Consider the following 26823-nt stretch of genomic DNA (forward strand, 5'->3'; position numbering starts at 1 on the left):
TGCCCGGTGAGCGAGGCCTGCACCGCGATTTGCGCGGTCTCCAGGTCGCGGATTTCACCGATCATGATGATGTCCGGGTCCTGGCGCAGGATCGCCCGCAGGGCCAGGCCGAAAGTCATATCGATCTTGGCGTTGACCTGGATCTGGCTGATGCCCGGCAGGTCGTATTCCACCGGGTCCTCCACGGTGAGGATATTGCTGGTGCTCGCATCCAGCCGCGCCAGCGCGGCGTACAGGCTGGTGGTCTTGCCGCTGCCCGTAGGCCCGGTGACCAGCACGATGCCATGGGGCTGGCGGATCAAGGTGTCGAGGCGCGCCAGCAGCTGCGGCTCCATGCCCAGGGTCTCCAGTTGCAGCCGCCCGGCCTGCTTGTCGAGCAAGCGCATCACCACCCGTTCGCCATGCCCGGTGGGCACGGTCGACACACGAATATCAATCGGCCGACCCGCCACGCGCAAGGCGATACGACCGTCCTGGGGCAGGCGTTTTTCGGCGATGTCGAGCTGGGCCATGATCTTGATCCGCGACACCAGCGCACCATGCAGCGCCTTGCGCGGCGACACCACATCCCGCAACGTGCCGTCGACGCGGTAGCGCACCACGGAGTGGGTTTCATAGGGCTCGATATGGATATCACTGGCCTCGTCCCGCGCCGCCTGGGTGAGCAAGGCGTTGATCATACGGATCACCGGCGCGCCGTCCTGGGTGTCGAGCAGGTCGGTGATCTCGGGCATGTCCTGCATCAGGCGGTCGAGGTCGACCTCGTTTTCCGCCGCGCCCACCACGGCGGCAGCGCTGCCCGTATCGGCATAAGCACTGGCGAGGAGGCCATCGAGTTCATCGTCGCGTACCTGCTCGAGGTGGGCCTGGCCGAACTGGCGCCGTACTTCGCTGATGGACCAACCGGGGGTGGAGGGGCAGACGGTGAGCAGCATGCCGTCGTCGCCCGGACGCAGGAGGATGCGTTGGGATTTGGCCCAGGCGTAGGGCAGCAGGCTCATACCCCTCTCCCACAGGAATACAGATTTGGTCCTGCGTAGAGCAGGCTCACGGTCGTGCACCTACAGGCACCGCCCGAATCACCGCCCTCGGCCCCTGCTGCTGCCCGCCCGGAATCCCCTTCTCCACCACCGGCAACTGCGGCGCCTGCACATCCGGCATCGCCCAGCTGTGTTCCGGCTGGGAATGGCCCTGGGCACGGCGCATGTAGTCATAGCGGTTTAGGGTGATCGCGCGTCCGGCACCACTGTCGCGGATGATATACGGGCGCAGGAACACCATCAGGTTGGTCTTGGTGACCGCCCGGCGCTCATTGCGAAACAGCACACCCAGCCCCGGAATGCTCGACAGCCACGGCACGGCTTCATTGCTCTGGCTGTAACCGTCCTGGAGCAGGCCGCCGAGGACCATGATCTGCCCGTCGTCGAGCAAAATACTGGTGTCGATCGCGCGCTTGTTGGTGACGATGCCGGCCGACGCGGCGCTGCTGGACGCGCGCTCATCGATGCTGCTGACTTCCTGGTAAATATCGAGTTTGACCGTGCCACCCTCAGAGATTTGTGGGCGCACATTCAGCTTCAAGCCGACCTCCTCACGGGTGACCGTCTGGAACGGATTATTGCTGGTACCGCCGCCACCGGTCACGTAGCTGCCACTGACAAACGGAATAGTCTGGCCCACAAAAATACTGGCCGCCTCGTTATCCAGGGTCAGCAGGTTCGGCGTCGACAGGACGTTGCTGCCGCCTTTGCTTTTAAGCGCGCGGGCCAACACCTTGAGGTCCATGACCTTGCCAATGCCGGGCACATCCACGGTACCGTTGATGAAGCCGAGGCTGAGCCCGCCGGGCAGCACGTCAACGCTGGTCTTGCCATTCAGGTTGAACCCCGCGCCGCCCAGGTTAGTCCCGCCAATCACGCCTTTGCCGGCCAGGTCGCCACTCTGCCACTGCACGCCGAACTCATTGGCATCGTCCTCGCCGACTTCAACGATAAGGCTTTCAATCACCACTTGGGCGCGGCGCTGGTCGAGCATGTCGATGACTTCACGCAGGTTGCGGTACAGCGGCTCCGGGGCAGAAATCAGCAAGGTGTTGGTGGTCGAGTCGGCCTGGAGGGTCACGCCACCGGCGGTGAAGGCGACGTTTTGCTCACTCGTTTGCCCGCCGGGCTGGCTGCTCGAGCTGCCGGTCGTCTGCGCCGACTCATTGGCGCTGGTGGTACTGCCTTGGCCACTGCCCTGCCCGGTCTGGCTGCCGGAGATATTGGCACCCATTGTGCTGAGGGCCGACCGCGCATTGTCACCGCCACCGCTGTCGCTTTCACCGGTCAGCAAACCGCGTAACGACTGCGCCAGTTTCGCGGCCTGGGCGTTGCGCAGGTACACCACGTGCAAATTGCTTGGGTTGGCTTGGGCGTTATCCAGCTTGTAGATCAGGTTACGCGCCAACTCGGTCCGCTCCGGGCTGCCGGCACGAATCACGATCGCGTTGGAGCGCGGGTCGCCCACCACCGTGATTTTCTGCGTCGGATCGCTGCCCGGCTGCTCCAGCAGTTGCGAGACCATCTCGGCGATATCCACGGCGATCCCGTTTTGAACCTGCACCACGTCGGTGTCGATGGCGCTCGGGGTATCGATACCGTCGATAAGCTGCGCCACCCGCGCCAGGTTCTCGGCGTAGTCGGTGACAACGATGGTGTTGTTGCCCGGATAGGCGTTGATCGGGTTGTTCGGCGAAACGATCGGGCGCAGCACCGGGATCAGGTTCACCGCGTTTTCGTATTGCAGGCGGAAGGTGCGCGTGAGCATGCCGCTGCCGCCCGGCTTGTCAGCACTGTAGATCGGCCCGCCGAGCAGCTTGGCATCGGCCTCGGGCACCACGTGCGCGATACCTCCCACATCCACCACGCTGAAGCCCTGCATGCGCAGTGCCGCCAGCAGCATGTCGTAGGCCTGATGCGCCGGCACCTGCCCTTCGGAAACCAGCGTGAGGGAGCCCTTGACGCGCGGGTCGACCAGGAACTGCTGCCCCGTCGCACGGGACAACGCCCGCACCACGGCTTGAATGTCGGCTTCGACGAAATTCAGCGTGACCGGTTGATCGCCCAAGGGTTTGTTCGGCGCCACGCCGCTGTGATCGGCACCGCCGCCACGTGCGGGGTGGGTAACCTTGTGCAAGGGCCGCGACTGCCGTTCGATTTGCACTTGCGCACGCTGCCGGTCTACCAGGGCATCGCCGCTGCGCTGGGTGGTGGCCAGGGGCAGGCCGAGCTCACTGTCCTGGGGTAAATCCGCCGTGGGCTGCGCGCTGCACGCACTCAGTGCGAGCAACAGAAACGGCGCAGCCGTGCGTACATAATGGGAACCTGACCACTTCATGATGCTTCCTTAGCGCCGTGCATCCGATCCATACGGACGGTTCCTGTGAGAGTGCCTGCCGTGTTGTCGGCCGAGGCTTCGCTGGCGCGTTGCAAACGGGCCTCCACCACGTCCAGCGAAAATTGCCTGGGGTCACTCAATAACCAGCCGAGCACCGCATCGGCGGGGGCCGCGTCCAGTGTCAGTTGCCAGGACAGATCCTGGGCCTGCAACCGGTAGTGTCCCGCCAGTCCGGCGGCGTCGAGGGATTGCCGCAATGAGTGCTCAAGGTCCAGCCCGACAGGCGTGGTGACCTCGCGAAGCAACAGCGCCAGTGCCTGGCTCTGGGCGCGCAGCTTCGGGGTTTCGGCTTGCCAATAGTCAATGTTCTTGAGCGCCGGCTGGATCAGCGACAGCCAGACCAACAGGCTGGCGAGAAACACCGCCGCACCGCTGAGCATGGTTTTTTCCCGCGGGGCCAGCGCTTTCCAGCGCCCTTTGAAGGCCATCAGCCGCGGATTATTCATCGTCGTTTTCCACGCTGGAATCACCCTCTCCCGACGCGGGTTCGGCCAGCGCGCTCAGCGTCCAGATACGCTCGTTGCGGTGGGCGGAAAGGCCCGCCTGGCTCAGCGCAGCCTGTACAGCGCCGTCGGCAGCGGGAGTGGCTTCGGCGGTCATCTGCAGCTGCAACTGGCGCTCGCTGAAGGTCAGCTGCTGGACGCTGCCAGCCATGAACGGCAGCGCCATGGCGGCTTGCTGCACCAGGTAAGCAAAGTCGTGATTGAGCTGCGCGGGCCCGCCCCCTTGCCGGATCGCCAACTGCTGGCGGGCCTGTTGCAGAGGGTTGAGAATCACCGGCAGCTCGGGAAATGCGTGCTTCACGCGCTGGCTCATCTGCTGCTTGAGCTGCTGCCCTTGCGCAACCTCGCGGGCGGCGTAAAGGTTGAGCCCGGCCACCCAGACACCCACGGCCAACGCACAACAGCCCAACGCCCGCCCCCAACCGGCCGCCGGTACAGTGCGCCGGCCGACCCCGGCGTGCAATCCCCAGCCAGGGGCAGCGCCGTTCCAGCGCTGGTGGTCCACGGGCCACAGCACACTTTCGCCGCTGGCGGCGAGCGCTTCCAGACGGTCCTCAACCAACGGTTCCACCGCCCCATGGGCGAGGCTGAAACGCAGCAGCAACTGGCCCTCTACCACACACCCATTGACCTGCCCGGCCGCTGGCACGGCTAAGCGGTAAGGCGCCGGATACAGGCCGCCCAGCTTCAATCCGTGCAGGCCAAGCAACTGACCGAGGCGATCCAGTACAGCCTTGGGCAGCCAGCTCAGGTGCACCTGTCCATCGGTATCGCGAGCGCTGTGCGCCACATGCATCTGCTCGCTGGGCCCCAGGATCAACGCCTGCGCAGCGCAGGTAACGGCCGCATCGATACGGGACGCTGACAGCGGCGGTAGCTCGATGCGAGTAAGTACCGTGTCCATGGGGTGAAGGAAACACTCGACGGCCTGAGACTTGACCCGTTGTCCCAGCTGGCCAAGGGTGCTGATGCCGGTATGGCTGACGTGCCCCTTGCGGTCCAGTTGCGCGAACTCAAGCTCGGTGTCCGACGTCAAGGACTCCAGCGGCGGCAAGGCAAGGCGCAGGCGCGTCATACGCCCAGTCTCGACCAGATCACCCTGGGCATTGCGTCTTCCGGACGATGCAGCAGCGCAGCCAGGTGCACACGGCGCTGATTGCGGCGGGCCTGCCCCTGGAGCAGGAACCACTCACTGGTGATCCCAACGTTGAGGTGATCCACGTTCAAGTTGGGCAATCGCGCACGGTTAACGAAGTCGCCGCGATTGATAAACCACTGGCCGCGATCGCGCTCGGCGACCAACGCCTTGGCCTGCGCCCAGGACAAACCCGGCACCACCGCGGCCAGCACCTCAGCGCTGGCCGTATTGCCGTTGACCCAGGTGTTGACCGGAAGAATGCTGACGTAACGCTCGAGCCGCGCCAGGACCCGCTCATTGAGGCCTTCGATACCGCGTAATTGATCAAGACTGCGCAGCATCGGCTGGGTGGCGGGTAATGGCGGGGGCGGCTGCCCCACTGTTGAGGCAACCGGCCTATGTGGGTAGGCTGCAATCACGCGTTGGCTGATGCGCTGCGCCAGGCGGGCCTCGACACCGATCATCTCGCACAACCGCTCAAAGCTGCGCATCTGCCCGAGATCAACAGACTCTTGGGCGATTAAATTGCGCAGGTTGAACTTGCCTTGCAGGTCCTCAAGGCGGCCTTCGAATTCGCCGTCCTGAGCGGTGTTGATCGGCCGGGCCCATGGCTGGTCAAGCCGCGTCAGCACATCCTGCTCGCGGGCGTCCCGGAGCAATCGTCGGCTGACTTCCAGGCCGCCCAGCAGTGATGCACTGCCCTGCACTCGCGCCTGCTCGGCCTCAAGCGAACGGGTAAAAACGCTCTGGCGGGTGAGCATGCCGGCGGCGAACACAGCGACCACCGCCGCGATCAGCATCGCGCTGATAATCGCCATGCCGCGCTGTTTCGCCCCGGTGGGCGAGTGTGATTTCATGGCCGCGCTTAGAGCTGCCAGGATCCGATATCGGCATTCACACCGTCGCCATCAGGCTGTCCGTCGGCACCGAGGGAGAAGATGTCGACTTCGCCGTTCGCGCCGGGATTCAAGTAATGGTAAGGACGGCCCCAGGGGTCGTTGGGCAGGCGCTCCAGGTAAGAACGCCAGTTGGTATTTTTTGCATCTGCCGGGCGCTCGACCAGTACCTTGAGGCCCTGGTTCATGTTGGGATAGGTGCCGTGGTCGAGGCGATAAAGCTTGAGCGCCTGCATCAGGCCGGCGACGTCCTGCTTGGCCGCAATCGCCCTGGCCTGGTCCGGACGGTCCAGCACTTTAGGCACGACAATCGCCGCCAGAATGCCGAGGATGACCACCACCACCATGATCTCGATCAGCGTGAACCCTTGCTGAGCGTGGCGGGCGCGAGGCCCATATTTGATGCGCGCGAAATCCATATCCACCATCCTTGGCTCGATCCTAATTCGGCGCGCAGTGTAACAAAACTAACTATCTGGATAGCAAAAATAATTGGCCTCTGCCCGCGGCTCCCTGAGTGCTACTCTACGGCGTGTTTTTACGCCAAGAGTGACCCATGGAGCTGTCGCGCAAGGAGCAGGGTTTTACATTGATCGAGGTGCTCGTGGCCTTGGCGATCATTGCCGTGGCGATGGCGGCGGCGGTCCGCGTTGCAGGCTTGATGACCCAGAGCAATGGGTTGCTGCGCGACCGCTCGATGGCGCTGCTGTCGGCCCAGGGCAGGCTCGCCGAACTGCGCCTGGAGGGACGCCTGCCCAGGGGGCACAAAGCGTTTGACTGTGATCAGGGCCGCTTGCTGTTGCGTTGCGAACAGAGCATCGCACCGAGCGCCGATGGACGCCTGATGCGCGTCACCCTGCTGGTGTCGGAGCGCAAGCGCGAGGCGCCGCCGCTGGCGCGGGTGGAAACGCTGCTCAACCCGCCGAAGGCAACGCCCCAATGAGCGTTCAGGGTCGGGTCAAGCGCGGTAGCACCACCGAGTCCGGCAGCGTGCTGACCTTGATGCGGGTGTGCTGCGTGCCCCGCTCAATCACTACTGCATCGCCCTCGATCGCCGCCAGGCGCACACCCTGGGCCAATGACTCGCCCACCCGAAAACTGCGCGGCGGCCCCTCGTTCAGGCTCAGGATCGCCACCGCCCCGCGCGCGCCGGCCATCAGGCCGGAGACCTTGATGTCCACCACCGCCGGCTGGTTGGAAAACCACTGCAACGCAGGGGTATCCGGGCGAGCGGCCAAAACCGGCGGCTCGACCGGCGGCACCTGGGACTCGGCCGATGTCAGCAACACGGAGGACCAGACCAGCACCCCCGCGAGCGCCGTGGCCAATGCCACTGCCTGCACCACTCGCGGCGCGGTCAAACGAAAAATAGCGACCAAGACAAAACCTCCTTGTTGTCCTGCCGGGCAGTCTACAGGAGAGACCCACGACGAAGGAGCGTTGTGTCATGACCAAGGCCAATCAACAAGGCTTCACCCTGATCGAATTAATGGTGGTGCTGGTGATCATCGGCATCGCCTCGGCGGCGATCAGCCTGAGCATCAAACCCGACCCGTTGCAATTGCTGCGCAAGGACGCCAACCGCGTGGTCCAGATGCTGCAGATCGCCCAGGCCGAAGCCCGGGCCGACGGCCGCCCCATCACGTGGCGGGCCGACACTAAAGGGTTTCGCTTCAGTCGGCGCCACGAGTCTGGCCAGGGCTGGGATCACTTCATGAGCGACCCGCAACTGCGTCCCCGTGCCTGGGAAACCCCCTCGATGAGCGTGCGGGTAACCCCCAGGCAATCGGTGGTGCTGAATGCCGAATGGTTTGCCTCGCCCTTGCAACTGCAGCTTTCGGATGGCCAGCACCGCCTCGACATTCAACGCACGGCGACCGGCCAGATACGCGTGGCAAATGCACCATGAAAACTCACCAGCGCGGCTTTACCCTCATCGAAGTCATGGTGGCGATCATGCTGATGGCCATTGTCAGCCTGATTGCCTGGCGCGGCCTCGACAGCGTGAGCCGTGCCGACAGCCATCTGCAGGCCAGCACTGAACAAACCGAAGCGTTGTTGCGCACACTCAACCAGCTGGACCGCGACCTGGCCCTGCGCGCCAGCGTTGAACTGAGAACGCCAGCCTTGAACGATGACGAACAGCCCGACGGTCTCGCCGCAATCAGCGTTCGCAGCTCCGACCAGCATGATTTTCAACTGAACGTGATTCGTAACGCAGCCCTTCCCGAAAACGGTCTGCAACGGGTGCGCTGGTGGCTGGAGGGTGACACGCTGTACCGCGCCACATCCGCAGCCAGTGATCGATACCCGTTACCTGCGCCCAAAAAAGCAGTGGCCGTCTTATCCGGTGTCAGCGACCTGCAAGTGCGCATCTGGGAACCGGGCCAAGGCTGGCGTCAGCTGGCCGGCAACCGTAAAGCCGATCCCATCGGCCTGGAAATCAGCCTGACCCGCCAGACGCCGCAGGGGGAAGAACGTTATCGGCAAGTGGTGGGGCCGCTGCAATAAGCGAGTCAGCGACGACCAAGGTATCCACACGCCCTGGAGCGGGCAAAGCACTGAGCTCTCCGACTAAAGCGAGTGAAAGATGTATTCAGTCTGTGCACGAAGATCCAGTTCAACACCTGCCCCCTGCAGACGAGTGTGAAGGTCTGCATCATCGACGCGGACTTTCCAGGACACATTGGCCGGTACGTCGCCTCCCGCGCGAACGAGACTGATGGCCTGCTGCAATTGCGCACGGTCGGCTAAGTAAACAGCCAGCGCGTTGCCTTTCCAAGCGGCAACACTTATCCCCAGCGCCGCGCAGACTGAAACTTTTGCCTTGGCATCGTCGCGGTCAGCCTGCCGGGAGCGTTGAATCTGATCCTCCAGGACAGGATCAACTACACGGTCAGACCATAGTACCTCTCCCGACTCCCAGACTTCCGGCGGGCAGACCTTTTCTTCGGGGCGCAGGGTTAGAAATGGATTGATTTCCATCGGATAGATTCGACACACCAGCGGTCGATCTTCATAGATCGTGCAGCGATTATCCTCCCCTAGACTTGGACACTGGGTCAGTGCGTTACCCGCAAAAATGGCAATGACCTGAATACGTGCCTCTCCACTGGCCACATCGACCGCGCGTTGCACGCTGTGGTTGTAGTGCCCTGGCAACGGGAAGACTGATGTGTCGAAAGCTTCGAGTATGACTGCGACGTTACCACCGCGATTTAACCATTCCTCGGCCTCTTGAAGCGTCAGAGGGATAAGACGTTCTTTACAGCAAGTTCCACACCCATTGCAGGTAAACCGCGTGACGTTGTTTTTCATGGGCGTCACTGATTGGCTTATAGGTGTCATGATCAATCCTGTTTCTCGCTTCCAAACTTCCAGTAGAGGCGATGGTTAAAGAAACCAATGATATAGGCTGTATACCTGGCTTCAATCAGGCACTGAATCCCTACCTGGTATACTTGAACACCCCTTCCCATGACAGGTCGCCACCGCTTGCCAGATCGCTCGGCATCATCCGTGGCGACGCCGTATCACCCGGACTCCGGGCCTCTACGACTCGCACGTAGATGCCCGAAATCCGGTCCAAGGCTTAAACCAATTCGGCTAAAGATGCCGGATTGAAGCCCTTCAGATCTGCGTAATCGCCTTTTTCCACTTTGGCGACCCAATCCTTGTCACTCAGCAGAACACGCCCTACTGCGATCAGATCAAACTCTTCGCGCTCCATTCGCTCGACAAGCCGATCCAGGCTCGCAGGGGTCGATCCCTTGCCGGCGAATGCGTGAGTAACATCATTATCCAGCCCGACCGAACCGACGCTGATGGTCGTGGCGCCAGTGACTTTCTTCGCCCAGCCCGCGCAGTTCAGCCCGTTCTCACCATCAATTTCGGGGAACTCAGGGTCCCAGAAGCGTCGCTGTGAGCAATGCAGAACATCCACACCCGCTTCAACCAGCGGCAGCAGCCAGTCTTCCATCAGTGCAGGCGTCTCGGCGAGGCGCACCCCGAAGTCCTGCTGCTTCCATTGACTGACGCGCATGATGATGGGGAATTCGGGCCCGACCGCATGACGCACAGCAGACACGATCTCAGCGGCAAAACGGGAGCGCTCTTTGATCGTCGGTCCGCCATAACGATCGGTGCGCAGATTGGTGCCGGCCCAGAAGAACTGATCGATCAAATAACCATGCGCCCCATGGATCTCAACGGTGTCGAAACCCAGGCGCCTGGCATCCGCCGCCGCCTGGGCGAACGCAGCAACTGCGTCTGCAATATCCTCCTCGCTCATCGCCACACCGCGAGGGACGTTTGGCGAATCGAGGCCAGACGGGCTTTCAACCGGCGCATCAGGCTCCCAGCCGCTGACGTCACGCACTGCGCCGGTGTGCCAGAGTTGCGGCCCCATACGGCCCCCGGCAGCGTGAACAGAATCGATCACGTTCTTCCATCCGGCCAGCGCTGCTTCACCGTGAAAAAAAGGAATACCGGGACCGTTACGTGAAGCGGGACGATTAATGACGGTGCCTTCTGACAAAATCAATCCGACCCGACCCTCAGCCCGCCGCCGGTAGTAGGCAGCGCTACCTTCACCAGGGATGCCCTCTGGGGAAAATTGCCTGGTCATCGGCGACATGACAATCCGGTTTTTCAGTTCAAGCGAGCGGATGGAAAGAGGACGAAATAAAACGCTGGTATCTGGGTTTGACATTGGATGGACTCCATTTGCTTTTGGAAACCATATAAGTATATTTTGTAAACTAAATGTCAATTAGGCACCTAGAATCGCCTAGGTATACATGAGGAAACTTCGATGCTGGAATTAAAGCCGCAATGTTTTTCGTCGGAGTGCCCAAGCCGGGCGCTGTTCGACCAAATCGCAGACAAGTGGTCGATGATGGTTCTGGCGGTACTTGATGACGGGCCGCATCGCTTTAACGCCATCAAGCGTCGCCTCGAGGGCGTCACTCAGAAGGCCCTGACACAGTGCCTGCGGCGACTGGAACGAAATGGTCTTGTCTCGCGCCAGGTCATCTCGTTTTCGCCCGTGGCAGTCCAGTATGAGATCACCCAACTGGGTCGAACACTGCAGCAGCCATTTCGCGAATTGCATAAATGGACGCTCGACAAATTGCCTGAGGTTGAAACGGCCCGGTTGAAGTTTGACGAGGCCGCGCAGGTAAGCCTGGCGGAGTGAATGCCTTCGCAGGTTTGCCCGCGGTATCCCTGAACCTACCAACGCTACTTTAAGTGCCTAATTGACTCCAGGTTTATCGCGTATACCTTGTAAGGGTCGCCCAAGATGGCCGCATTTCGATGCCTTATTGCGACCTTTGATCAACGCCTCTCTGCGACTCTCGACGATTGGCCAAGCGCCTTCGATATCGACGCGGCAGCGCTGATCCCAACGGCCTGACCTGTTTTGGAAAGCCCAATATGACGAGGACTAAAATGCGCGAAAATCTTCAGTTTTACATCGATGGCTCGTGGGTGGAGCCCGCTGGCAATATCGTAATGGATGTCATTAATCCGGCTGACGAAACGGTTGCCGGCCAGGTTGCGCTCGGCGGCCCCCTCGATGTCGATAAAGCGGTCGCGGCGGCAAGAGCCGCCTTCCAGACGTTCTCGCAAATATCGGTTGAGGAGCGTCTTGCACTCTTTGATCGAATCATCGCGGCCTACCAGTTGCGCGCACAGGATCTTGCGACAGCAGTGTCCGACGAAATGGGCGCACCGCTATGGCTTGCCGAGCAATTGCAAGTCACGGCCGGCCTGGCCCACATTCAAATCGCTCGCGCCGCGTTAGCCAAATACAGCTTCGAACACGAGATGGGCACCACTGAGATCGTACGCGAGCCGATTGGCGTTTGTGCGTTGATCACGCCATGGAATTGGCCGCTCAACCAGTTGACCTGCAAGGTGGCCGCAGCGTTGGCGACAGGCTGCACGATGGTGGTGAAGCCTTCTGAAGTGTCGCCCTTCTCGGCGACGATCTTTACCGAAATCATGCATGATGCCGGTGTACCAGCCGGTGTTTTTAATCTGGTACATGGAGACGGCAAAGGTGTTGGCGACGCACTGACGGGCCATCCTGAAGTCGATCTCGTCTCGTTTACTGGATCCACCCCCGCCGGCATCCAGGTAGCGCGCAATGCTGCACTGACGGTGAAACGCGTACACCAGGAACTGGGCGGAAAGTCGCCGAACATCCTTTTGCCGAGTGCCGATTTTCCGTCAGCCGTGGCGGCAGGCGTGGCTCAAATGATGCTCAACAGCGGTCAATCATGTAATGCGCCGTCACGGATGCTTGTTCCATTTACACGAATGGATGAGGTAGCCAATCTCGCGCGCACGGCGGCAGCGCAGTGGGTTGTCGGACACCCGGCAAGTAACGCGAAAATGGGTCCGGTCGCCTCCGAGGCACAGTGGCGCAAGATCCAGAACCTGATCCAGGTCGGCATCGAAGAAGGTGCAACGCTGATAACAGGTGGTCTCGGCCGACCCGAAGGGCTCGACACCGGTTTCTATGTGCAGCCGACCGTCTTCTCCAACGTGACGAATGACATGACTATCGCCCGCGAGGAGATCTTCGGCCCGGTGCTTGTCATCATCGGTTATGCCGATGAAGCCGACGCCGTGGCGATCGCCAATGACACCGTATTCGGCCTTGCCGCTTATGTTCAAGGCGAACATGCAGCCGCCGAGGCAGTGGCGCGTAAACTTCGGGCCGGACAAGTCACGCTCAATTATGCCGACATGGATTTGGCGGCCCCGTTCGGGGGATACAAGCAGTCGGGTAACGGTCGTGAATGGGGAGAAGTTGCGTTCGGCGATTTTCTCGAAACCAAAGCGATCGTCGGCTTTCGCCGGGCGGTGTGACATGCCTGCTGCCGGCCATGCGGCCATGGGCAGAGTAACCGTCAAACACCAACCAACCATGCCAGGACATTCGGTTACGCTTTATAAATCGGCACCTATGGCTTAGATGACGTAGCGGTATGATCACGTACCGCTACTCACCGTTATTTAGCACGGGGCAGACTTATCAGATGCCCAGGCGCGACTGCGGAAAAGATACCCCGACCATCGGGGTTACTCACTCATATCGTTTCAGTACCCGAACTATCTTGGCTCTCAGGCCATGCTGACATCGCGACATCAATGAGGCCGCCAAGTACCTGGTTAGTCGCCCCGACTGAAGGCAGATTTACCACAGCCTGCAGTATTCCGAAGTAATACCAAGCCAGTAGATCCAAATCGACATGCTGCCCTATCTCACCCTCCAACCGGCCATGAGTCAAAATATCCACAAAAATCTGTCGCTGCTGACAAGCCGCAAAATTCGCGGTTTTCTTTCCTGTGGCAGTGAGGTCTTCTTGCTCAGCGTTACTGCGAGATATCAGGCAACCAGGCGGACGCTCCACGCCAAATTCCTTCGGAAGAAACTCTCGTAGCAGCGCGTCTATGCTCGCCCTGGAGGTCTGTGCCCGGGTCGATCTCATTCGCGTTAATACACGGTCGGTATATAGCTGAAGCGTCTCGTTGAAGAGCCCATCCTTATCATGGAACCGCTGGTACAGGCTTGATCGAGACAACCCCGTTGCCTCAGTCAGATCGCTGACCGATGCGTTTGCGTACCCATGCCGCCAGAAAACAGCCGTCGCCGCCTTCAGGACTGCACGTTCGTCATATTGCGGTTTACCGCTCATAAATCCTCCGTTGACAACATGGAACGATCAGACCAGGATACTTGGACTGATCGTTCCACCATATAGGAAGATTTCATCATGCTCAATCAATCGACCAAACGGACGCAATCACTGAGCATCGCCGTTGCTGGCGCGACAGGCCGCGTAGGCAGGCGATTGATCAGTCAGTTAGCGCAAGACCCAGTCACCCTGCTGGCGCTCACACGGCAAAAATCATCCACCGCTTTTGCCCCAGGGGTGGTCGCTGCCGAGTTGGATTTTGATCAGCCGGCAACGCTCAGAAAAGCGCTTGCCGGTGTCGAGAAACTGTTCATTGCTCACGGCACTTCACCCCAACAAGTCGCCAACGAGATTGCCCTTATTGACGCTGCCGTAGAAATGGGCGTGCAGCACATCGTAAAGCTTTCGGTCATGGGACCATCGACCCCTATCAATCCATTTGCCTGGCATTCATTGATAGAAGCCCACCTGGGTCAACAACCTATCGCCTCTACCGTATTGAGACCTACCACGTTCATGGACGTGCTCAAGCGTGCTGGCAACGCTGTTGCAACGGGCACTTGGGCCGGCGCCGCAGGCCATGGAAGTGTGAACCTGATAGACACTCGAGATGTAGCGGACTCGGCGCGCATAGCATTACTGGAGGAGGTAGCAGAAGGCTCACAACGTGCGTATCACCTGACAGGGCCGCGAAACTGGACAATGCCGCAAGTTGCCGAGGAATTATCCAGTCTGTTAGGCCACACAGTCGCCTATACCCATCGGTCTCCAGCCGCACAGCATTCAGCGCTAGTTGCCGATGGACTCTCCCCGTTTGTAGCCGAGATTCTCGTGGGGCTTGATCGCATCTTCCATGATTCCATACTGACAGAACGAACCTTTACGGTTGAAGACCTCACGGGTACCCCACCCCGTTCGCTGTCCGCCTGGCTCCGTGAAAACCTTGAGGCCTTCAAGAAATAGGAACTACCGAGCATTAGAACTCGATAGCAGACGCACACCTTTTAAATCTCAAACTAGAGGTTGCTGTTCATGAGGGCATTCAAACATCCGGAAGCCAGGGAGTTCATCCTTGAGCGTGTTCTCTATGCGTTAAGCATCAGTCAGCACAGAAAAACTCGCTGATCTTCCAAGGCGGAAGATGGGAGTAACCTCATCTTTTCAAAGCCGCTTCGCCTTCGCCAGCTCAGCGATCAGAAAATCCCTGAACGCCGAAACCGCCGCCGGTAGATTGCGCCCAGCCATGCTTTGCAGTTCGATGCGCCGCGCCTGCATGCCTTCATCAAGGATCGGCAAGCATTGCAACTGCTTGTCCGCCACCTGTTGGTGCAAGGTCATTTCGCTGGCCAGGCTGATGCCTCCCTCTTCACGGACGAAACTGTAGAGCGCGGCAACGTAATTGGTGGTCAATACCGGGTCGAACAACAACCCCTGGACGCCGCAACAGATGTCGAAGAGTTGCCGTATCGTAGTGTCGGCCTTGGGTAACGCAATGGGCCAGGGTTGCAACTCGGCGAGGTTGACAGACTCCCGCCCGGCCAAGGGATGGGCATTGGAGACCACGGCAAAAATCGCCCCGCTCAGGACATGCTCGACCTTGATTTCCTTTTGCGGCGTCAGGCTGAACGTCATCGCCAGGTCGGCTTCACCGGAGCGAACCTTCTCGGTCGCTTCAGCGGGCGCACAGACCTCCAACGTAAAATGAATGCCCTGATACTCACGCCTGAACGCGCTGATGCTCCTGGGCATGTATTCCAAGGCAAATCCTTCCGAACAGGCAACATGCACATGACCGCGCTGCAAGCCATGCAACTCGGTAATTTCCAGCACCACCTGCTCGGCCTCAAGCTGCGACTTGCGCGCATAAGCCGCCAGTCGCGCCCCCGCCTCGCTGAGCACCATGCCGCGGGCACGACGCTCAAACAGGCTGGCATCCAGGGCCAACTCAAGCTTGGAAATTTGTCGACTCACCGCTGATGCCGCCACATTCAGCCGCATTGAGGCCTCGCTGATTGATCCGCATCGCGCGACCTCAAGAAAATAGCGCAGTGCCGTGGACTGCACGCCATACAGCTGCATCGGAGCCTCCAAGGATTGCCTTTTCGGCAAAGGAAGTATCGAAATATTGTGCTTGTGGCATTGATAGCCCTTCCCTACATTCGTGTCCAGACCAAAAAAAACAGCGCCCGACCTTTTCCTCCTCCTTCTACGCATTTGCGATTCGCTGCCCTTTGATTCAACCACTCTCGCCAACGGAGACGACGGCATGGGCATCAAAGGTTTCGCCTGCAGTATCGCGCTGATGGGCCTTATCAGCAGCTTTCCGGCACATGCCGGCAAAGCCAACGACACCCTGGTTTACGCTTCCGACAGCGAGCCTGAAAACATCAGCCCCTATCACAACGATTTACGCGAAGGCGTGATTCTCGGCCGGCTGATCTGGGACAACCTGATCTACCGCGATCCCAAAAGCGGCGAATACAAACCCATGCTGGCCACCAGCTGGAAGCAGGTCGACGACACCACCCTCGACTTTGAGCTGCGCAAGGGCGTCAAATTTCACAACGGCGACGCCTTCACCGCCGACGACGTGGTGTTCACCCTCAACTACGTGGTGTCGCCCGAAGCGAAAGTCGTTACCGTGCAAAACGTAGACTGGATCAAGGGCGCCGAAAAAACCGGTGACTACAGCGTCCGCTTGTATTTGAAGAAGCCTTTCCCGCCGGCACTGGAATACCTGTCCAACGCCGTTCCGATGTTTCCCAAGCAGTACTTCGAGAAGGTCGGCCTGGCCGAATTCAGTCGCAAGCCCATTGGCACCGGGCCGTATAAAGCCGTGTCGGTGGTGGCCGGCGAAGGCGTGACCATGGAGATCAACAAGGACTACTTCCCGGACAGCCCACAAGGCAAGCCCCATATCAGCCACCTCAAGTTCCGCGTGATCCCGGATGCAGAAACCCGTCTGGCCGAGTTGATGACCGACGGTGTCGACTGGACCTGGCGTGTGACCTCGGATCAGGCGGTCGACCTCAAGGGTATGCCGAACCTGACCGTGACCAGTGGCGAAACCATGCGCATCGGTTTCCTGATTCTTGATGCACGGGGCACCTCCACTGAAAACTCACCGATGAAGAACCTCAAGGTGCGCCAGGCCATCAACCATGCGATCAACCGCAATGCGCTGGCCACGCAATTGGTGGGGGGCGAAGCCAAGCCCTTGCAGGTTGCCTGTTATCCCGGTCAGTTCGGTTGCGATACCACTGCGGCCACGGTCTACGACTATGACCCCGCCAAGGCCAAGGCGCTGCTCGCCGAAGCCGGTTACCCAAATGGCTTCGAGACAGAAATCTTCGCTTATCGCGACCGTGATTACGTCGAAGCCATCATCGGCAACCTGCGCGCAGTGGGCATCAACGCCAAGCTGCGCTACTTGAAGTACGCCGCCCTGCGCGATCAGCAACGTGGCGGCAAGGTGCCCATGTCGTTTCAGGCCTGGGGCTCGTTCTCGATCCTCGACACCTCGGCGTCGGCCGGTACCTGGTTCAAGGGCAATCCGGACGACAATATCAAGGACCCACAAGTCCAGGGCTGGTTGCAGACCGCCGACAATGCCCTCGACCCGCAAGTGCGCAAGGACAACTACCGCAAGGCCTTGCAGCGCATCAGCGAGCAGGCCTACTGGGCGCCGCTGTTCAACTACTCGATGAACTACGCCTACACCTCGGAACTCGCGTTCACACCGTACCCGGATGAGCTGCCGCGTTTCGTCGAGTCCACGTGGAAGTAATACGTAACCGGGCGCACGGACTCTCGTGCGCCACGGACACGTCCTCACACTTGTCATTCATTGGATATGAGGAAACTTGCCATGCTTGGATTCCTTCTGCGCCGCCTGGGCATCGCCATTTGCGTTGCCATTACCGTGTCGGTGATCAGCTTTTCTCTTTTGCACCTGTCCGGCGACCTCGCCACTGCCATTGGCGGACCGGAAGCCACCAGCGAACAGATCGAACAGATTCGCGTGCAGTACGGCTTGAACAAACCGCTGCCGACCCAGTACTTCAACTGGCTGGGCGATTTGCTGCGGCTGGACCTGGGCAACTCGTTTTTCTTTCAGGAATCGGTCTACAACCTCGTCGCCAGCCGCTTGCCGATTACCCTGGGGCTGGGTGCCATGGCGCTGGGGATCGCCTTGCTGGTGGCCATTCCACTGGGCGTGCTGGCCGCGGTCAAACGCGACACCTGGGTTGACCGGCTGGCCTTGAGCATCGCGGTGCTGGGTCAGGCGATGCCAAGTTTCTGGTTTGCGCTGATGCTGATCGTGGTGTTCGCGGTGACGCTCAAGTGGCTGCCGGTGTCCGGCAACGCGACCCTGCTGCACTTCGTCATGCCGGCCATTGCCCTGGGCTACTACGCGACGCCGGCAATCATGCGCCTGACCCGCGCCGGCATGCTTGATGTGCTCAGTTCCGATTACATCCGCACCGCCCGCGCCAAGGGCCTGCGCCCTGCCCGCGTGCTGTTCAAGCATGCGCTGCGCAACGCGCTGATTCCGGTCGTCGCGCTGGCGGCGGTGGAGTTCGGCTTCATGCTCGGCGGCTCGGTGGTGATCGAAACCGTATTCTCCCTGCAAGGCATCGGGCAACTTGCCTGGGACGCCATCGCCCGTGACGACTTTCCGGTGGTACAGGCCGTGGTCCTGTTGATTGCGGTGATCTACATCATCCTCACGTTGCTGGCCGATGTGCTCAACGCACTGCTCGACCCGCGTATTCGCGTGCGCTAGGAGGCCTACATGAGCACCCCCACTACCCTCGCGATCAATGACTACCTGCCACCACCGAGCAGCCTGAGCCGAGTGCTTGGCAAGAGCTTGCGGCATCGGGGTTTCGCCATCGGCGCGGTGTTGTTGCTGATTATCTTCGCAGGTGCACTGTTCGCGCCGTGGCTGGCACCTTACGACCCTTATGCGCAAGACGTGATGCTGCGCATGAAACCACCGGTATGGATGGCCAACGGCACCTGGGAATACGTGCTCGGCACCGACAAGCTGGGCCGTGACTACCTGTCGAGGCTGCTCTACGGCGCACGTATTTCGCTGTTCATCGGCATTGCAGCGGCGCTGATTTCCGGCTTTATCGGCACGCTCATGGGGCTGTTGGCGGGCTACTACGGCGGCAAGGTCGATGGGTTTATCAGCTACCTGATCACCACCCGGCTGGCGATGCCGGTGGTGATGGTCGCGCTGGCCTCGGCCTCGCTGATGGGCGGCTCACTGAAAGTGGTGATCGTGCTGCTCGGCTGCCTGTTATGGGATCGCTTCGCGGTGGTGGTCAGGGCCTCGGTGCAACAGATTCGCGATGCTGAATATGTGGCATCGGCCCAGGCGCTCGGCTGCTCGACCCTGCGCATTCTGGTCAGTGAAATCCTGCCCAATCTGGTCGGCGCACTGATCGTCGTCGCGACGCTGGAAATGGCCCACGCGATCCTGCTGGAGTCAGCACTGTCGTTCCTCGGGGTTGGCGTGCAGCCACCGACGCCCTCCTGGGGCCTGATGATCGCGGAAGGCAAACCCTACATGTTCTTTTCCCCGTGGGTCATCGCCATTCCCGGCGTCGCCCTGATGATTCTGGTGCTGGGCATCAACCTCGTCGGCGATGGCCTGCGCGATCTGATCCTGCCCGACGGCCGTAACTGATAGACCGCCGTAACTGATAGAGGGAACCGAACATGGCACTACTCCATGTAGAAAACCTGCGCGTGGACATCCCCATGGGCAACAGCCCGACGCCGGATGACATGCTGCATGCCGTACGCGGCCTGAGTTTTGAAGTCGAGCGCGGTGAAATGCTGTGCATCGTCGGGGAATCCGGCTGCGGCAAATCCCTGACCTCGCTGGCGTTGATGGACCTGTTGCCACGCAAGGCCAAACGCACCGCGTCCCGGCTGACGCTGGACGGCATCGACATGCTCGGCCAGAGCGAGCGGCGCATGTGCGACCTGCGCGGCAACCGCCTGGCGATGATCTTCCAGGAGCCGATGACCTCGCTGAACCCGGCCTACAGTATTGGCGATCAACTCAGCGAGGTACTGACCCAGCATCGCAAGGTCTCACGCAAGGAGGCCCTGGGGCGCGCCGCGCAGATGCTGGAGAAGGTCGGGATCAGCAATGCCACCGAGCGCTTGCGCCAGTATCCGCATCAACTTTCCGGCGGGCTGCGCCAGCGGGTGATCATCGCCATGGCGTTGATGTGCGAACCGGACCTGATCATCGCTGATGAGCCCACCACGGCGCTGGACGTGACCATTCAAGCGCAGATCCTGCGCTTGATCCGCGACATCCAGAAAGAACTCGGCCTGGCGGTGATCTTCATCACCCACGACCTTGGGCTGGTGGCACGGATCGCCGACCGGGTCGCCGTGATGTATGCCGGGGAAATCGTCGAAACCGCCCCTGCCCTGCAACTGTTCGAGAATCCGCAGCATCCGTACACCCGGGGGCTGCTGGCGAGTATTCCAATCCCTGGCCGGACCAAACCGGGTGAGGCGCTGGGTTCGATTCCAGGCCTGGTGCCGAGCCTGGTCGGCGAACAGCAAGGGTGTGCGTTCCGCAATCGTTGCGGTCAGGCGATCCCGGCCTGCGCGCAACACATCCCCGAAGTCGAACAGGACGGGCACATGGCGCGCTGCCTGTTCGCCGCACCGGCCCCGGCACCGATTCGCCTTCAGGAGCGTGCAAGGTCATGAAAAAAGACATCGCTTTGGAGCTGTGTGACATCCGCCGTGAGTTTCGGATCAACCAGGGCTTTTTCAAACCCGCCGCCACCCTGAAGGCCGTGGATGGTGTTTCCCTGCGCCTGATGCGTGGCGAGACCCTCGGTCTGGTGGGCGAGTCCGGTTGCGGCAAAAGTACCCTGGCCAAGATGCTGCTCGGTCTGTTGCCGCCCACCAGCGGCGACGTGTTGGTCAATGGCAAACACCTGGCGACGACTGATCGCAAGGAAATGTCGCGGCATATCCAGCCGATTTTCCAGGACCCGTATTCCTCGCTGAATCCACGCAAGACCCTGCGCGAAATCGTTACCCTGCCGCTGATCGTGCATGACATCGGCAGTACCGCCGAGCGCCGCAGGAAGACCGAAGCGATGCTTGATGTGGTCGGCCTGCCCAAGCGGGTGATCGACAGCTATCCGAGCCAGCTGTCCGGCGGGCAACGCCAGCGGGTGGCGATTGCCCGGGCGCTGATCATGCGCCCTGACGTGTTGATCTGCGACGAGCCCACCTCAGCGCTGGATGTGTCGGTGCAGGCGCAGATTCTCAACCTGCTGCAGGACCTCAAGCGCGAATTCGGCCTGACCTATCTGCTGATCAGCCATAACCTGGCGGTCATCGAACACCTCGCCGACCGGGTCGCCGTGATGTACCTGGGGCGCATCGTCGAAGAACGCACGCGCGAATCGTTGTTCGCTCAACCCGGTCACCCATATACCCGCGCCTTGCTGGATTCGGTGCTCACGCCCGATCCGCGCCTGGGCATTCCCGAGATCGGCCTGCACGGCACCTTCCCCAACCCCATGTCACCGCCGTCCGGCTGCGCCTTCCACCCGCGCTGCCCGAGCTGCTTCGCCCCCTGCAAAACGGCCTACCCGGCCAATGGTCCGCTTATCGGCGGCAACGTGCGTTGCCACCTTCACGACACTTCTGCCCAAACACTGGAGCTTGTCCACTCATGAGTCGTTCACTGGCTATCAGCAACACCACAGCGCAATTCGACAATGGCGAATTCTTCAATCTGCTCCAACGCAGCGTCGCCCTGCACACCGAAAGCCAGGCAGCGGACAGCCAGCCCGAGCTGTATCGCTACCTCAATGAGTTCATCACCCCGCATGTCGAGGCAATGGGTTTCAGCGTCAAGATCTATGACAACCCGGTGGCCGAGCGCGGCCCCTTCATGATCGCCACGCGCATTGAACACCCGGACCTGCCGACCGTGCTCAGCTACGGCCACGGTGATGTGGTGCGCGGCTATGATGCGCAATGGCGCGAAGGCCTGTCGCCGTGGCACGTCATTGCCGAAGGCGATCGCTGGTACGGCCGCGGCACGGCGGATAACAAAGGCCAGCATCTGATCAACCTGACCGCCCTGGAACAAACGCTCAAGGCGCGCGATGGCCAGCTGGGTTTCAACGTCAAGCTGCTGCTGGAAATGGGCGAAGAAGAAGGCTCGCCGGGCTTGAACGCATTCTGTGCCGCCCACAGCAAAGAGCTTGCGGCGGATATCTTCATCGCCTCGGACGGCCCGCGCCTGGCGGCATCACGCCCGACGATTTTTCTCGGCTCGCGCGGGGTCTTCAACTTCGAGCTGGTGGTCAATTTACGTGAGGGCGCCCATCACTCCGGCAACTGGGGCGGGTTGCTGGCCAATCCCGGCATCATCCTGGCCAATGCCATCGCGAGCATGGTCGATGAACACGGTCGGGTGAAAGTGGCCGGCCTGATGCCCGAGACACTGCCGGAGCCGGTTCGGCAGGCGCTGGCCGATATTGCCGTGGGTGGCGGACCGGGCGATCCGGACATCGACGCCAATTGGGGTAACCCGCAGCTCTCGCTGAGCGAAAAGGTGTTCGGCTGGAACACCCTCGACGTCATCGCCTTCAAGACCGGCAACCCAGACGCCCCGGTGCATGCGATTCCCGGCAAGGCTAACGCCCACTGCCATATCCGTTTCGTGGTCGACAGCGACTACACGACCTTTATCCCGGCGGTACGTACCCACCTGGATGCGCATGGCTTCAGCAATGTCGAGGTCAAGCAAAGCCGCATCGATGTGATGCATGCCACTCGGCTGGATCCGCAGAGCCCTTGGGTCGATTGGGCGCTCGGCTCCCTGGCACAGACCACCGGCAAAAAACCTGCGCTGCTGCCAAACCTCGGTGGTTCGCTGCCCAACGACGTGTTCGCGGACGTGCTGGGCCTGCCGACATTGTGGGTGCCGCACTCGTACCCGGCCTGTTCACAACATGCGCCGAACGAACACTTGCTGGCGCCGGTGGTCAAGGAAAGCCTGCAAATCATGGCCGGGCTGTTCTGGGACCTGGGCAACGACGCGGCACGCCTGACCCGGGAACATCAGTTACGGGAGCAGGCGCAATGAGCGCCACGCCACAACAGGCCCTGGACTGGCTTGCCGACCAGCGCCCAGCCATGGAAGCGCTGCTGCGGCGGATCGTCGACACCGACTCCAACAGCTATGACAAGGCGGGTGTCGACGCCGTGGGCGCGCTGCTCGCGGCTGAACTGGAGGCCGACGGCATCCTGCTCAAGCGCATACCGGCCGAGGGTTTTGGTGACGTGCTGCTCGCCGAAGTGCCAGGCGATCCTGGAAAACCGGTGCTGTTGCTGGGCCATCGCGACACGGTCTTCCCCAAGGGCACCACCACGACTCGCGGCTACAGCCGCGACGCCAACCTCGCCTATGGCCCCGGCGTCGCCGACATGAAAGGCGGCCTGGTGCTCAATTGCTTCGCGCTCAAAGCACTCAAGCGCGCCGGCCGGTTGCCCTATCCGGTGCAGGTCCTGTACACCGGCGACGAAGAAATCGGCTCCGGCAGCGCCAGGCCCCATATCGAAAACGCCGCCCGTGCCGCCCGCGCCGTGCTCAACACCGAACCTGGCCGGGCCAGCGGCAACGTGGTCAGCGCACGCAAAGGCGGGGCCACGCTGATCATCGAAGTCAGTGGCCGCGCGGCGCATGCCGGGGTCAACCATGCCGACGGGGCCAGCGCCATCGAGGCCCTGGCACGCAAGATCGTCAAGCTGCATGCCTTGACCGATTACCCGGCCGGCGTCACCACTAACGTTGGGCTGGTATCCGGTGGTACGTCGAGCAACACCGTCGCGCCCAGCGCCTGCGCGCGGCTGGACGTGCGCTTCATCGAACTCAAGCACTGGGATCGGATCTTCAGTGCAATCCAGGCCATCGTCGCCGAAGAAGAACTGATCGGCACCCGCGCCGTCCTCAAGGAAGCGACGACCTTTCTACCGATGGAAGCACGCCACAGCGAACGACTGCTGCATCTCTACCAACAAAAAGCACGGGCATTGGGTTTCAGCGTCGAAGGCGAATTCACCGGCGGTTGCGCCGACTCCGGCTTTACCGCCAGCCTGGGCGTTCCAACCCTGTGCGGGCTCGGCCCGGTGGGTGGCAAGGTCCACACCGATCGTGAATACCTAGAGCTGGACACCCTGGTACCTCGCGCCCTCGCCCTGGTGGCGACCATTCTGGCGGTCGGCGACAGCGTTTGAGGTCATGGGTTTCTACGCGTCGCCGAGGTCAGGGTATCCGACAGGTTCACAGGCAGCTCCTGGCGCTGTCGGGTATCGCTTCAAGGTGACGGGAATGGCTCACTCGGGCGAAATTTTTGACCTGTTCTACTGCTGCAATCACCGAGCATTCGGCCGACCCGTCTGGCGCTATGGAGTAGAGGCATCGCTTACCCATGGAAAGGCTATGCAATACACGCTCATCCAGTTCACCGAGCACGACAAAAGAACAGTCACTTCTGGTCACTTGCACATCAACGCGCTTGCCAGGCACGGTGTCCACCGCATCGACATGGAGCAGCGCAACATTGTCAAAACAGCTGAACCCTTGATGAATCAAGTCAATATGAGCGCTATCAAGTCCGCACACGATGACCACGATGCGCGTGCAACTTGATGGCTCGCGCATCCACTTCATGGCGTTGGGACGACAATCGACAGTTTGGCTCATAAGCGATGCCTTTATGGTTCCAACCGGCGAATGGACCAGGTCATTGGTTAAATGACGCCGCGTGCCTGCAACACGCTTTTCGCCAGGCTTCGGGTCGCCGCTAACACCGCCTCCACCTGTTGATCCATCTGTGCAGTGGAGGAGGCTACTTCTCCAAGCTCGACCACGCGCAGCGGATGACCAAAGACGGACCCCAGCCACGTCATGCCGCAATTCGTGCCAGTTTCGACATCCAGTAAAAAGCTGCCGTGGGAGACGCCGCGCAACAGTTGGCTGGCATGGCACGCGTAGGCCCCGTCGGACGGCTCCGGGCTGGACCCGACCTGCAACCAATCGAGCCTCAACGCCTCGGACTGTTTGACGGCTAGATAAGCCACCTGGTCCCACTCATCTATCGCCACATGCAGCTTGTCGATCATGTACGGGGGCAACGCGGCGCTGGTAACGATCACCACTCCGGCATCCGCCGAAGGCTCCTTGATCCAGACTGCGGATTGCGTTATCGCATGCATGGCGGTACTCCCGGCGGTTGGATAGGAGCAACGTGCTCCGGGTGGCGATTCGACGACGGGATCGTGACATTCAATATTGATGCCGACTCACCCATCGCGTCGTGAGCTCCCTGGTTTTTTGGCGTTAATCAGCCGTTGCGAAACAGGAAGCTGTAGGCATTCAGCGCAGGCGCCCCACCCAAGTGCGCATACAGCACTTTGGAGCCTTCGGGGAACTCACCACGGCGGACCATTTCAATCATCCCGTGCATGGATTTGCCCTCGTACACCGGATCGGTCAGCACGCCTTCCAGGCTCCCGCACAAACGAATGGCTTCCAGCGTGCCTTCGTTGGGCAAACCGTATTCCGGGTAGGCAAAACGTGTATCGAGCACCACGTCGTCTTCGGTGATCTCACGGCCCAGTTCCACCAACTCTGCGGTGTGCCGGGCGATACGCAGGATCTGCGCCTTGGTTTGCTCCGGCTTGGCCGAGGCATCAATGCCGATAACGTTCTTCGAACGGCCGTCCGCGGCGAAACCGACGACCATGCCGGCCTGGGTACTGCCGGTCACAGAGCAGACCACGATGTAGTCGAACGTGAACCCCAGTTGTTTTTCCTGCTCTCGCACTTCCTCGGCAAAGCCGACGAACCCAAGGCCGCCGTAGGGGTGTTCGGAACACCCGGCAGGGATTGGAAACGGTTTGCCACCCCGCTCCACCACATCGTCCATGGCCTTCTGCCAACTGGGCCGGATGCCAATGTCGAACCCGGCGGCGTCCAGTCGTACGTCGGCGCCCATGATGCGCGACATCTCGATATTGCCAACGCGGTCATACACCGCATCGGAGTAGTTCACCCAGTTTTCCTGCACCAGCACACACTTCATGCCCAGGTGAGCGGCAACGGCGGCCACCTGGCGGGTCTGGTTCGACTGGATACCGCCGATGGAAACCAAGGTATCGCAGCCTTGCTCGAGCGCTTCGGGAATCAAGTATTCGAGCTTGCGCGTTTTGTTCCCGCCGAAGGCCAGGCCACTGTTGCAGTCTTCACGTTTGGCATACAGCTCGACCTTGCCACCCAGGTGTTCACTGAGGCGCTTCAAGGGCGTGATGGGAGAAGGACCGAAGGTCAACGGATAACGTTTAAAACGATTCAGGTTCATGACGCTGCTCCTTGATTACTGGACATCAAAGCGCCAGACCGAAAGGCAAAGGTTGCCTTCCAGGTTCTTTCAGTCGGGCTTCGATGAGTTCAATATTAAGAAGTTTTCCAAAAAGATGTGTTGCAAACTTCTAGCACTTAAAGAACTATAATTTCTCGCTATAAATATCGAACATACTTTAATTGCGAATAAACAGTCATGAACGCAACAAACACTCGCAAGAAGCCAAGCGTATCAGCCCCGGTGCCGCAGCCGCTGGATCGAACCGACCGCGCCATTCTCAAGGCCCTGCAACGAGATGCCTCCATCTCCAATGTGGCGCTGGCAGAGAAGGTGAAATTGAGTGCACCGGCGTGCCTCAGGCGCGTCGAGCGGCTCAAGCAGGTCGGCCTGATCAAAGGCATAGTCGCGCTGCTCGACAATGTCGCGCTGGATGCGGGGATGGTGGTGTTGATCGGCGTGGTGCTGGACCGCTCCACACCGGAATCCTTCGCCGCATTCGAGGCAGCCGCACAAAAAGTGTCCGGCTGCATGGAGTGCCATGTGGTGACCGGGGAGTTCGACTACTTCATGTTGATACGAACCAAGGACAGCAACAGCTTCAACCGGCTCCACGCGGAACAGTTGCTTTACCTGCCTGGGGTTCGCCAGATTCGATCGTTCATGGGCTTGCGTCAGGTCTTGTCGACCACCCACATTCCCCTTTGA

Annotated in this window: 28 protein-coding genes; 14 read left to right on the forward strand and 14 right to left on the reverse strand. The window is 60.7% G+C overall.

The features are described 5' to 3' along the window. From BLQ09_RS26860 to gspG, 6 genes are all read right to left on the reverse strand, one after another. A partial coding sequence (locus BLQ09_RS26860) for a GspE/PulE family protein (protein ID WP_092359175.1) occupies positions 1–1001 on the reverse strand: 1001 nt, incomplete at its 3' end. A 46-nt stretch (positions 1002–1047) separates the two neighbouring features. Beyond that, complete coding sequence (gene gspD, locus BLQ09_RS26865; protein ID WP_027603446.1) at positions 1048–3378, reverse strand: type II secretion system secretin GspD; 2331 nt, start codon at positions 3376–3378, stop codon at positions 1048–1050. Further along, positions 3375–3884 carry a type II secretion system protein GspM gene (gspM, locus tag BLQ09_RS26870; protein WP_027603445.1) on the reverse strand — a complete coding sequence of 170 codons (510 nt, stop codon included), beginning with the start codon at positions 3882–3884 and terminating at the stop codon, positions 3375–3377. The genes gspD and gspM overlap by 4 nt, the downstream gene beginning before the upstream one ends. Next, on the reverse strand, positions 3877–5016 hold the full coding sequence (gspL, locus tag BLQ09_RS26875; RefSeq protein ID WP_027603444.1) for a type II secretion system protein GspL: 1140 nt from the start codon (positions 5014–5016) through the stop codon (positions 3877–3879). The genes gspM and gspL overlap by 8 nt, the downstream gene beginning before the upstream one ends. After that, the gene (gene gspK, locus BLQ09_RS26880) at positions 5013–5936 is read right to left on the reverse strand and encodes a type II secretion system minor pseudopilin GspK (RefSeq protein WP_027603443.1); all 924 of its coding nucleotides are present in this window, start codon (positions 5934–5936) and stop codon (positions 5013–5015) included. Before gspK ends, gspL begins: the two co-directional genes overlap by 4 nt. Positions 5937–5944: 8 nt before the next feature. Then, positions 5945–6394 (reverse strand): type II secretion system major pseudopilin GspG, encoded by a 450-nt coding sequence (gene gspG, locus BLQ09_RS26885; protein ID WP_027603442.1) that lies wholly within the window; start codon positions 6392–6394, stop codon positions 5945–5947. Positions 6395–6531: 137 nt separating this feature from the next. Between gspG and gspI the strand changes: the two genes are divergently transcribed. After that, positions 6532–6918: a type II secretion system minor pseudopilin GspI gene (gene gspI / locus BLQ09_RS26890; RefSeq protein ID WP_027603441.1), complete on the forward strand. Its 387-nt coding sequence runs from the start codon at positions 6532–6534 to the stop codon at positions 6916–6918. 4 nt (positions 6919–6922) lie between these two features. Here the strand turns inward: gspI and BLQ09_RS26895 are convergent, their stop codons facing one another. Continuing rightward, positions 6923–7354, reverse strand: coding sequence for a type II secretion system protein N (locus BLQ09_RS26895; RefSeq protein WP_027603440.1), 432 nt, complete (start codon positions 7352–7354; stop codon positions 6923–6925). A gap of 68 nt (positions 7355–7422) precedes the next feature. Between BLQ09_RS26895 and gspH the strand changes: the two genes are divergently transcribed. After that, positions 7423–7884 (forward strand): type II secretion system minor pseudopilin GspH, encoded by a 462-nt coding sequence (gene gspH / locus BLQ09_RS26900; RefSeq protein WP_027603439.1) that lies wholly within the window; start codon positions 7423–7425, stop codon positions 7882–7884. Continuing rightward, positions 7881–8486, forward strand: a complete 606-nt coding sequence (gene gspJ, locus BLQ09_RS26905; protein ID WP_027603438.1) for a type II secretion system minor pseudopilin GspJ — start codon at positions 7881–7883, stop codon at positions 8484–8486. The genes gspH and gspJ overlap by 4 nt, the downstream gene beginning before the upstream one ends. Positions 8487–8549: 63 nt before the next feature. Here gspJ and BLQ09_RS26910 read toward each other — a convergent pair whose 3' ends face one another. Both BLQ09_RS26910 and BLQ09_RS26915 read right to left on the reverse strand, forming a co-directional pair. Further along, the gene (locus BLQ09_RS26910; protein WP_027603437.1) at positions 8550–9293 is read right to left on the reverse strand and encodes a YkgJ family cysteine cluster protein; all 744 of its coding nucleotides are present in this window, start codon (positions 9291–9293) and stop codon (positions 8550–8552) included. A gap of 274 nt (positions 9294–9567) precedes the next feature. Further along, complete coding sequence (locus BLQ09_RS26915; protein ID WP_027603436.1) at positions 9568–10686, reverse strand: NADH:flavin oxidoreductase; 1119 nt, start codon at positions 10684–10686, stop codon at positions 9568–9570. A 102-nt stretch (positions 10687–10788) separates the two neighbouring features. On the opposite strand from BLQ09_RS26915, the gene BLQ09_RS26920 reads away from it, so the two are divergent. Together BLQ09_RS26920 and BLQ09_RS26925 are read left to right on the forward strand one after the other, a co-directional pair. Then, positions 10789–11172 carry a winged helix-turn-helix transcriptional regulator gene (locus BLQ09_RS26920; RefSeq protein WP_027603435.1) on the forward strand — a complete coding sequence of 128 codons (384 nt, stop codon included), beginning with the start codon at positions 10789–10791 and terminating at the stop codon, positions 11170–11172. A 254-nt stretch (positions 11173–11426) separates the two neighbouring features. Beyond that, entirely contained in the window at positions 11427–12854 is a 1428-nt protein-coding gene (locus tag BLQ09_RS26925) for an aldehyde dehydrogenase family protein (protein WP_027603434.1), read from the forward strand. 221 nt (positions 12855–13075) lie between these two features. On the opposite strand, the gene BLQ09_RS26930 is transcribed toward BLQ09_RS26925, so the two are convergent. After that, a complete protein-coding gene (locus tag BLQ09_RS26930) occupies positions 13076–13684 on the reverse strand; it encodes a TetR/AcrR family transcriptional regulator (RefSeq protein ID WP_027603433.1) in 609 nt (202 codons plus the stop codon). A gap of 78 nt (positions 13685–13762) precedes the next feature. Here BLQ09_RS26930 and BLQ09_RS26935 point away from each other — a divergent pair, with 78 nt between their 5' ends. Next, positions 13763–14647, forward strand: coding sequence for an NAD(P)H-binding protein (locus BLQ09_RS26935; protein ID WP_027603432.1), 885 nt, complete (start codon positions 13763–13765; stop codon positions 14645–14647). 198 nt (positions 14648–14845) lie between these two features. On the opposite strand, the gene BLQ09_RS26940 is transcribed toward BLQ09_RS26935, so the two are convergent. Continuing rightward, positions 14846–15763 (reverse strand): LysR substrate-binding domain-containing protein, encoded by a 918-nt coding sequence (locus tag BLQ09_RS26940; RefSeq protein ID WP_027603431.1) that lies wholly within the window; start codon positions 15761–15763, stop codon positions 14846–14848. Positions 15764–15950: 187 nt separating this feature from the next. Between BLQ09_RS26940 and BLQ09_RS26945 the strand changes: the two genes are divergently transcribed. From BLQ09_RS26945 to BLQ09_RS26975, 7 genes are all read left to right on the forward strand, one after another. Further along, positions 15951–17471, forward strand: coding sequence for an ABC transporter substrate-binding protein (locus tag BLQ09_RS26945; RefSeq protein WP_027603430.1), 1521 nt, complete (start codon positions 15951–15953; stop codon positions 17469–17471). Positions 17472–17552: 81 nt separating this feature from the next. Further along, complete coding sequence (locus BLQ09_RS26950) at positions 17553–18470, forward strand: ABC transporter permease (RefSeq protein WP_027603429.1); 918 nt, start codon at positions 17553–17555, stop codon at positions 18468–18470. A 9-nt stretch (positions 18471–18479) separates the two neighbouring features. Beyond that, positions 18480–19382: an ABC transporter permease gene (locus BLQ09_RS26955; protein ID WP_065926124.1), complete on the forward strand. Its 903-nt coding sequence runs from the start codon at positions 18480–18482 to the stop codon at positions 19380–19382. A 32-nt stretch (positions 19383–19414) separates the two neighbouring features. After that, positions 19415–20431, forward strand: coding sequence for an ABC transporter ATP-binding protein (locus BLQ09_RS26960; protein WP_027603427.1), 1017 nt, complete (start codon positions 19415–19417; stop codon positions 20429–20431). Next, positions 20428–21417 (forward strand): ABC transporter ATP-binding protein, encoded by a 990-nt coding sequence (locus BLQ09_RS26965; RefSeq protein ID WP_092359177.1) that lies wholly within the window; start codon positions 20428–20430, stop codon positions 21415–21417. The genes BLQ09_RS26960 and BLQ09_RS26965 overlap by 4 nt, the downstream gene beginning before the upstream one ends. Beyond that, positions 21414–22838, forward strand: coding sequence for a M20 family metallopeptidase (locus BLQ09_RS26970; protein ID WP_092359179.1), 1425 nt, complete (start codon positions 21414–21416; stop codon positions 22836–22838). The genes BLQ09_RS26965 and BLQ09_RS26970 overlap by 4 nt, the downstream gene beginning before the upstream one ends. Continuing rightward, on the forward strand, positions 22835–23989 hold the full coding sequence (locus tag BLQ09_RS26975; protein WP_092359181.1) for a M20 family metallopeptidase: 1155 nt from the start codon (positions 22835–22837) through the stop codon (positions 23987–23989). The genes BLQ09_RS26970 and BLQ09_RS26975 overlap by 4 nt, the downstream gene beginning before the upstream one ends. Before the next feature lie 46 nt (positions 23990–24035). Here the strand turns inward: BLQ09_RS26975 and BLQ09_RS26980 are convergent, their stop codons facing one another. The 3 genes from BLQ09_RS26980 to BLQ09_RS26990 form a co-directional block, all read right to left on the reverse strand. After that, positions 24036–24458, reverse strand: coding sequence for a hypothetical protein (locus BLQ09_RS26980; RefSeq protein ID WP_092359183.1), 423 nt, complete (start codon positions 24456–24458; stop codon positions 24036–24038). Between the two features lie 47 nt (positions 24459–24505). Further along, a complete protein-coding gene (locus tag BLQ09_RS26985) occupies positions 24506–24970 on the reverse strand; it encodes a hypothetical protein (RefSeq protein ID WP_027603422.1) in 465 nt (154 codons plus the stop codon). 128 nt (positions 24971–25098) lie between these two features. After that, positions 25099–26115 (reverse strand): 1-aminocyclopropane-1-carboxylate deaminase, encoded by a 1017-nt coding sequence (locus tag BLQ09_RS26990; RefSeq protein ID WP_027603421.1) that lies wholly within the window; start codon positions 26113–26115, stop codon positions 25099–25101. A 198-nt stretch (positions 26116–26313) separates the two neighbouring features. Between BLQ09_RS26990 and BLQ09_RS26995 the strand changes: the two genes are divergently transcribed. Further along, a complete protein-coding gene (locus BLQ09_RS26995) occupies positions 26314–26823 on the forward strand; it encodes an Lrp/AsnC family transcriptional regulator (RefSeq protein ID WP_027603420.1) in 510 nt (169 codons plus the stop codon).

Origin of the sequence: Pseudomonas sp. NFACC25 (assembly GCF_900100935.1) — a bacterium.
GTDB lineage: Bacteria > Pseudomonadota > Gammaproteobacteria > Pseudomonadales > Pseudomonadaceae > Aquipseudomonas > Aquipseudomonas marginalis.

What these genes read in the sequence shown, in the direction of transcription:
- gspD (WP_027603446.1), bottom strand. Translation starts at nt 3,378, where the DNA reads ATGAAGTGGTCAGGTTCCCATTATGTACGCACGGCTGCGCCGTTTCTG.
- gspM (WP_027603445.1), bottom strand. Translation starts at nt 3,884, where the DNA reads ATGAATAATCCGCGGCTGATGGCCTTCAAAGGGCGCTGGAAAGCGCTG.
- gspL (WP_027603444.1), bottom strand. Translation starts at nt 5,016, where the DNA reads ATGACGCGCCTGCGCCTTGCCTTGCCGCCGCTGGAGTCCTTGACGTCG.
- gspK (WP_027603443.1), bottom strand. Translation starts at nt 5,936, where the DNA reads ATGAAATCACACTCGCCCACCGGGGCGAAACAGCGCGGCATGGCGATT.
- gspG (WP_027603442.1), bottom strand. Translation starts at nt 6,394, where the DNA reads ATGGATTTCGCGCGCATCAAATATGGGCCTCGCGCCCGCCACGCTCAG.
- gspI (WP_027603441.1), top strand. Translation starts at nt 6,532, where the DNA reads ATGGAGCTGTCGCGCAAGGAGCAGGGTTTTACATTGATCGAGGTGCTC.
- gspH (WP_027603439.1), top strand. Translation starts at nt 7,423, where the DNA reads ATGACCAAGGCCAATCAACAAGGCTTCACCCTGATCGAATTAATGGTG.
- gspJ (WP_027603438.1), top strand. Translation starts at nt 7,881, where the DNA reads ATGAAAACTCACCAGCGCGGCTTTACCCTCATCGAAGTCATGGTGGCG.
- BLQ09_RS26910 (WP_027603437.1), bottom strand. Translation starts at nt 9,293, where the DNA reads ATGAAAAACAACGTCACGCGGTTTACCTGCAATGGGTGTGGAACTTGC.
- BLQ09_RS26915 (WP_027603436.1), bottom strand. Translation starts at nt 10,686, where the DNA reads ATGTCAAACCCAGATACCAGCGTTTTATTTCGTCCTCTTTCCATCCGC.
- BLQ09_RS26920 (WP_027603435.1), top strand. Translation starts at nt 10,789, where the DNA reads ATGCTGGAATTAAAGCCGCAATGTTTTTCGTCGGAGTGCCCAAGCCGG.
- BLQ09_RS26925 (WP_027603434.1), top strand. Translation starts at nt 11,427, where the DNA reads ATGCGCGAAAATCTTCAGTTTTACATCGATGGCTCGTGGGTGGAGCCC.
- BLQ09_RS26930 (WP_027603433.1), bottom strand. Translation starts at nt 13,684, where the DNA reads ATGAGCGGTAAACCGCAATATGACGAACGTGCAGTCCTGAAGGCGGCG.
- BLQ09_RS26935 (WP_027603432.1), top strand. Translation starts at nt 13,763, where the DNA reads ATGCTCAATCAATCGACCAAACGGACGCAATCACTGAGCATCGCCGTT.
- BLQ09_RS26940 (WP_027603431.1), bottom strand. Translation starts at nt 15,763, where the DNA reads ATGCAGCTGTATGGCGTGCAGTCCACGGCACTGCGCTATTTTCTTGAG.
- BLQ09_RS26945 (WP_027603430.1), top strand. Translation starts at nt 15,951, where the DNA reads ATGGGCATCAAAGGTTTCGCCTGCAGTATCGCGCTGATGGGCCTTATC.
- BLQ09_RS26950 (WP_027603429.1), top strand. Translation starts at nt 17,553, where the DNA reads ATGCTTGGATTCCTTCTGCGCCGCCTGGGCATCGCCATTTGCGTTGCC.
- BLQ09_RS26955 (WP_065926124.1), top strand. Translation starts at nt 18,480, where the DNA reads ATGAGCACCCCCACTACCCTCGCGATCAATGACTACCTGCCACCACCG.
- BLQ09_RS26960 (WP_027603427.1), top strand. Translation starts at nt 19,415, where the DNA reads ATGGCACTACTCCATGTAGAAAACCTGCGCGTGGACATCCCCATGGGC.
- BLQ09_RS26965 (WP_092359177.1), top strand. Translation starts at nt 20,428, where the DNA reads ATGAAAAAAGACATCGCTTTGGAGCTGTGTGACATCCGCCGTGAGTTT.
- BLQ09_RS26970 (WP_092359179.1), top strand. Translation starts at nt 21,414, where the DNA reads ATGAGTCGTTCACTGGCTATCAGCAACACCACAGCGCAATTCGACAAT.
- BLQ09_RS26975 (WP_092359181.1), top strand. Translation starts at nt 22,835, where the DNA reads ATGAGCGCCACGCCACAACAGGCCCTGGACTGGCTTGCCGACCAGCGC.
- BLQ09_RS26980 (WP_092359183.1), bottom strand. Translation starts at nt 24,458, where the DNA reads ATGAGCCAAACTGTCGATTGTCGTCCCAACGCCATGAAGTGGATGCGC.
- BLQ09_RS26985 (WP_027603422.1), bottom strand. Translation starts at nt 24,970, where the DNA reads ATGCATGCGATAACGCAATCCGCAGTCTGGATCAAGGAGCCTTCGGCG.
- BLQ09_RS26990 (WP_027603421.1), bottom strand. Translation starts at nt 26,115, where the DNA reads ATGAACCTGAATCGTTTTAAACGTTATCCGTTGACCTTCGGTCCTTCT.
- BLQ09_RS26995 (WP_027603420.1), top strand. Translation starts at nt 26,314, where the DNA reads ATGAACGCAACAAACACTCGCAAGAAGCCAAGCGTATCAGCCCCGGTG.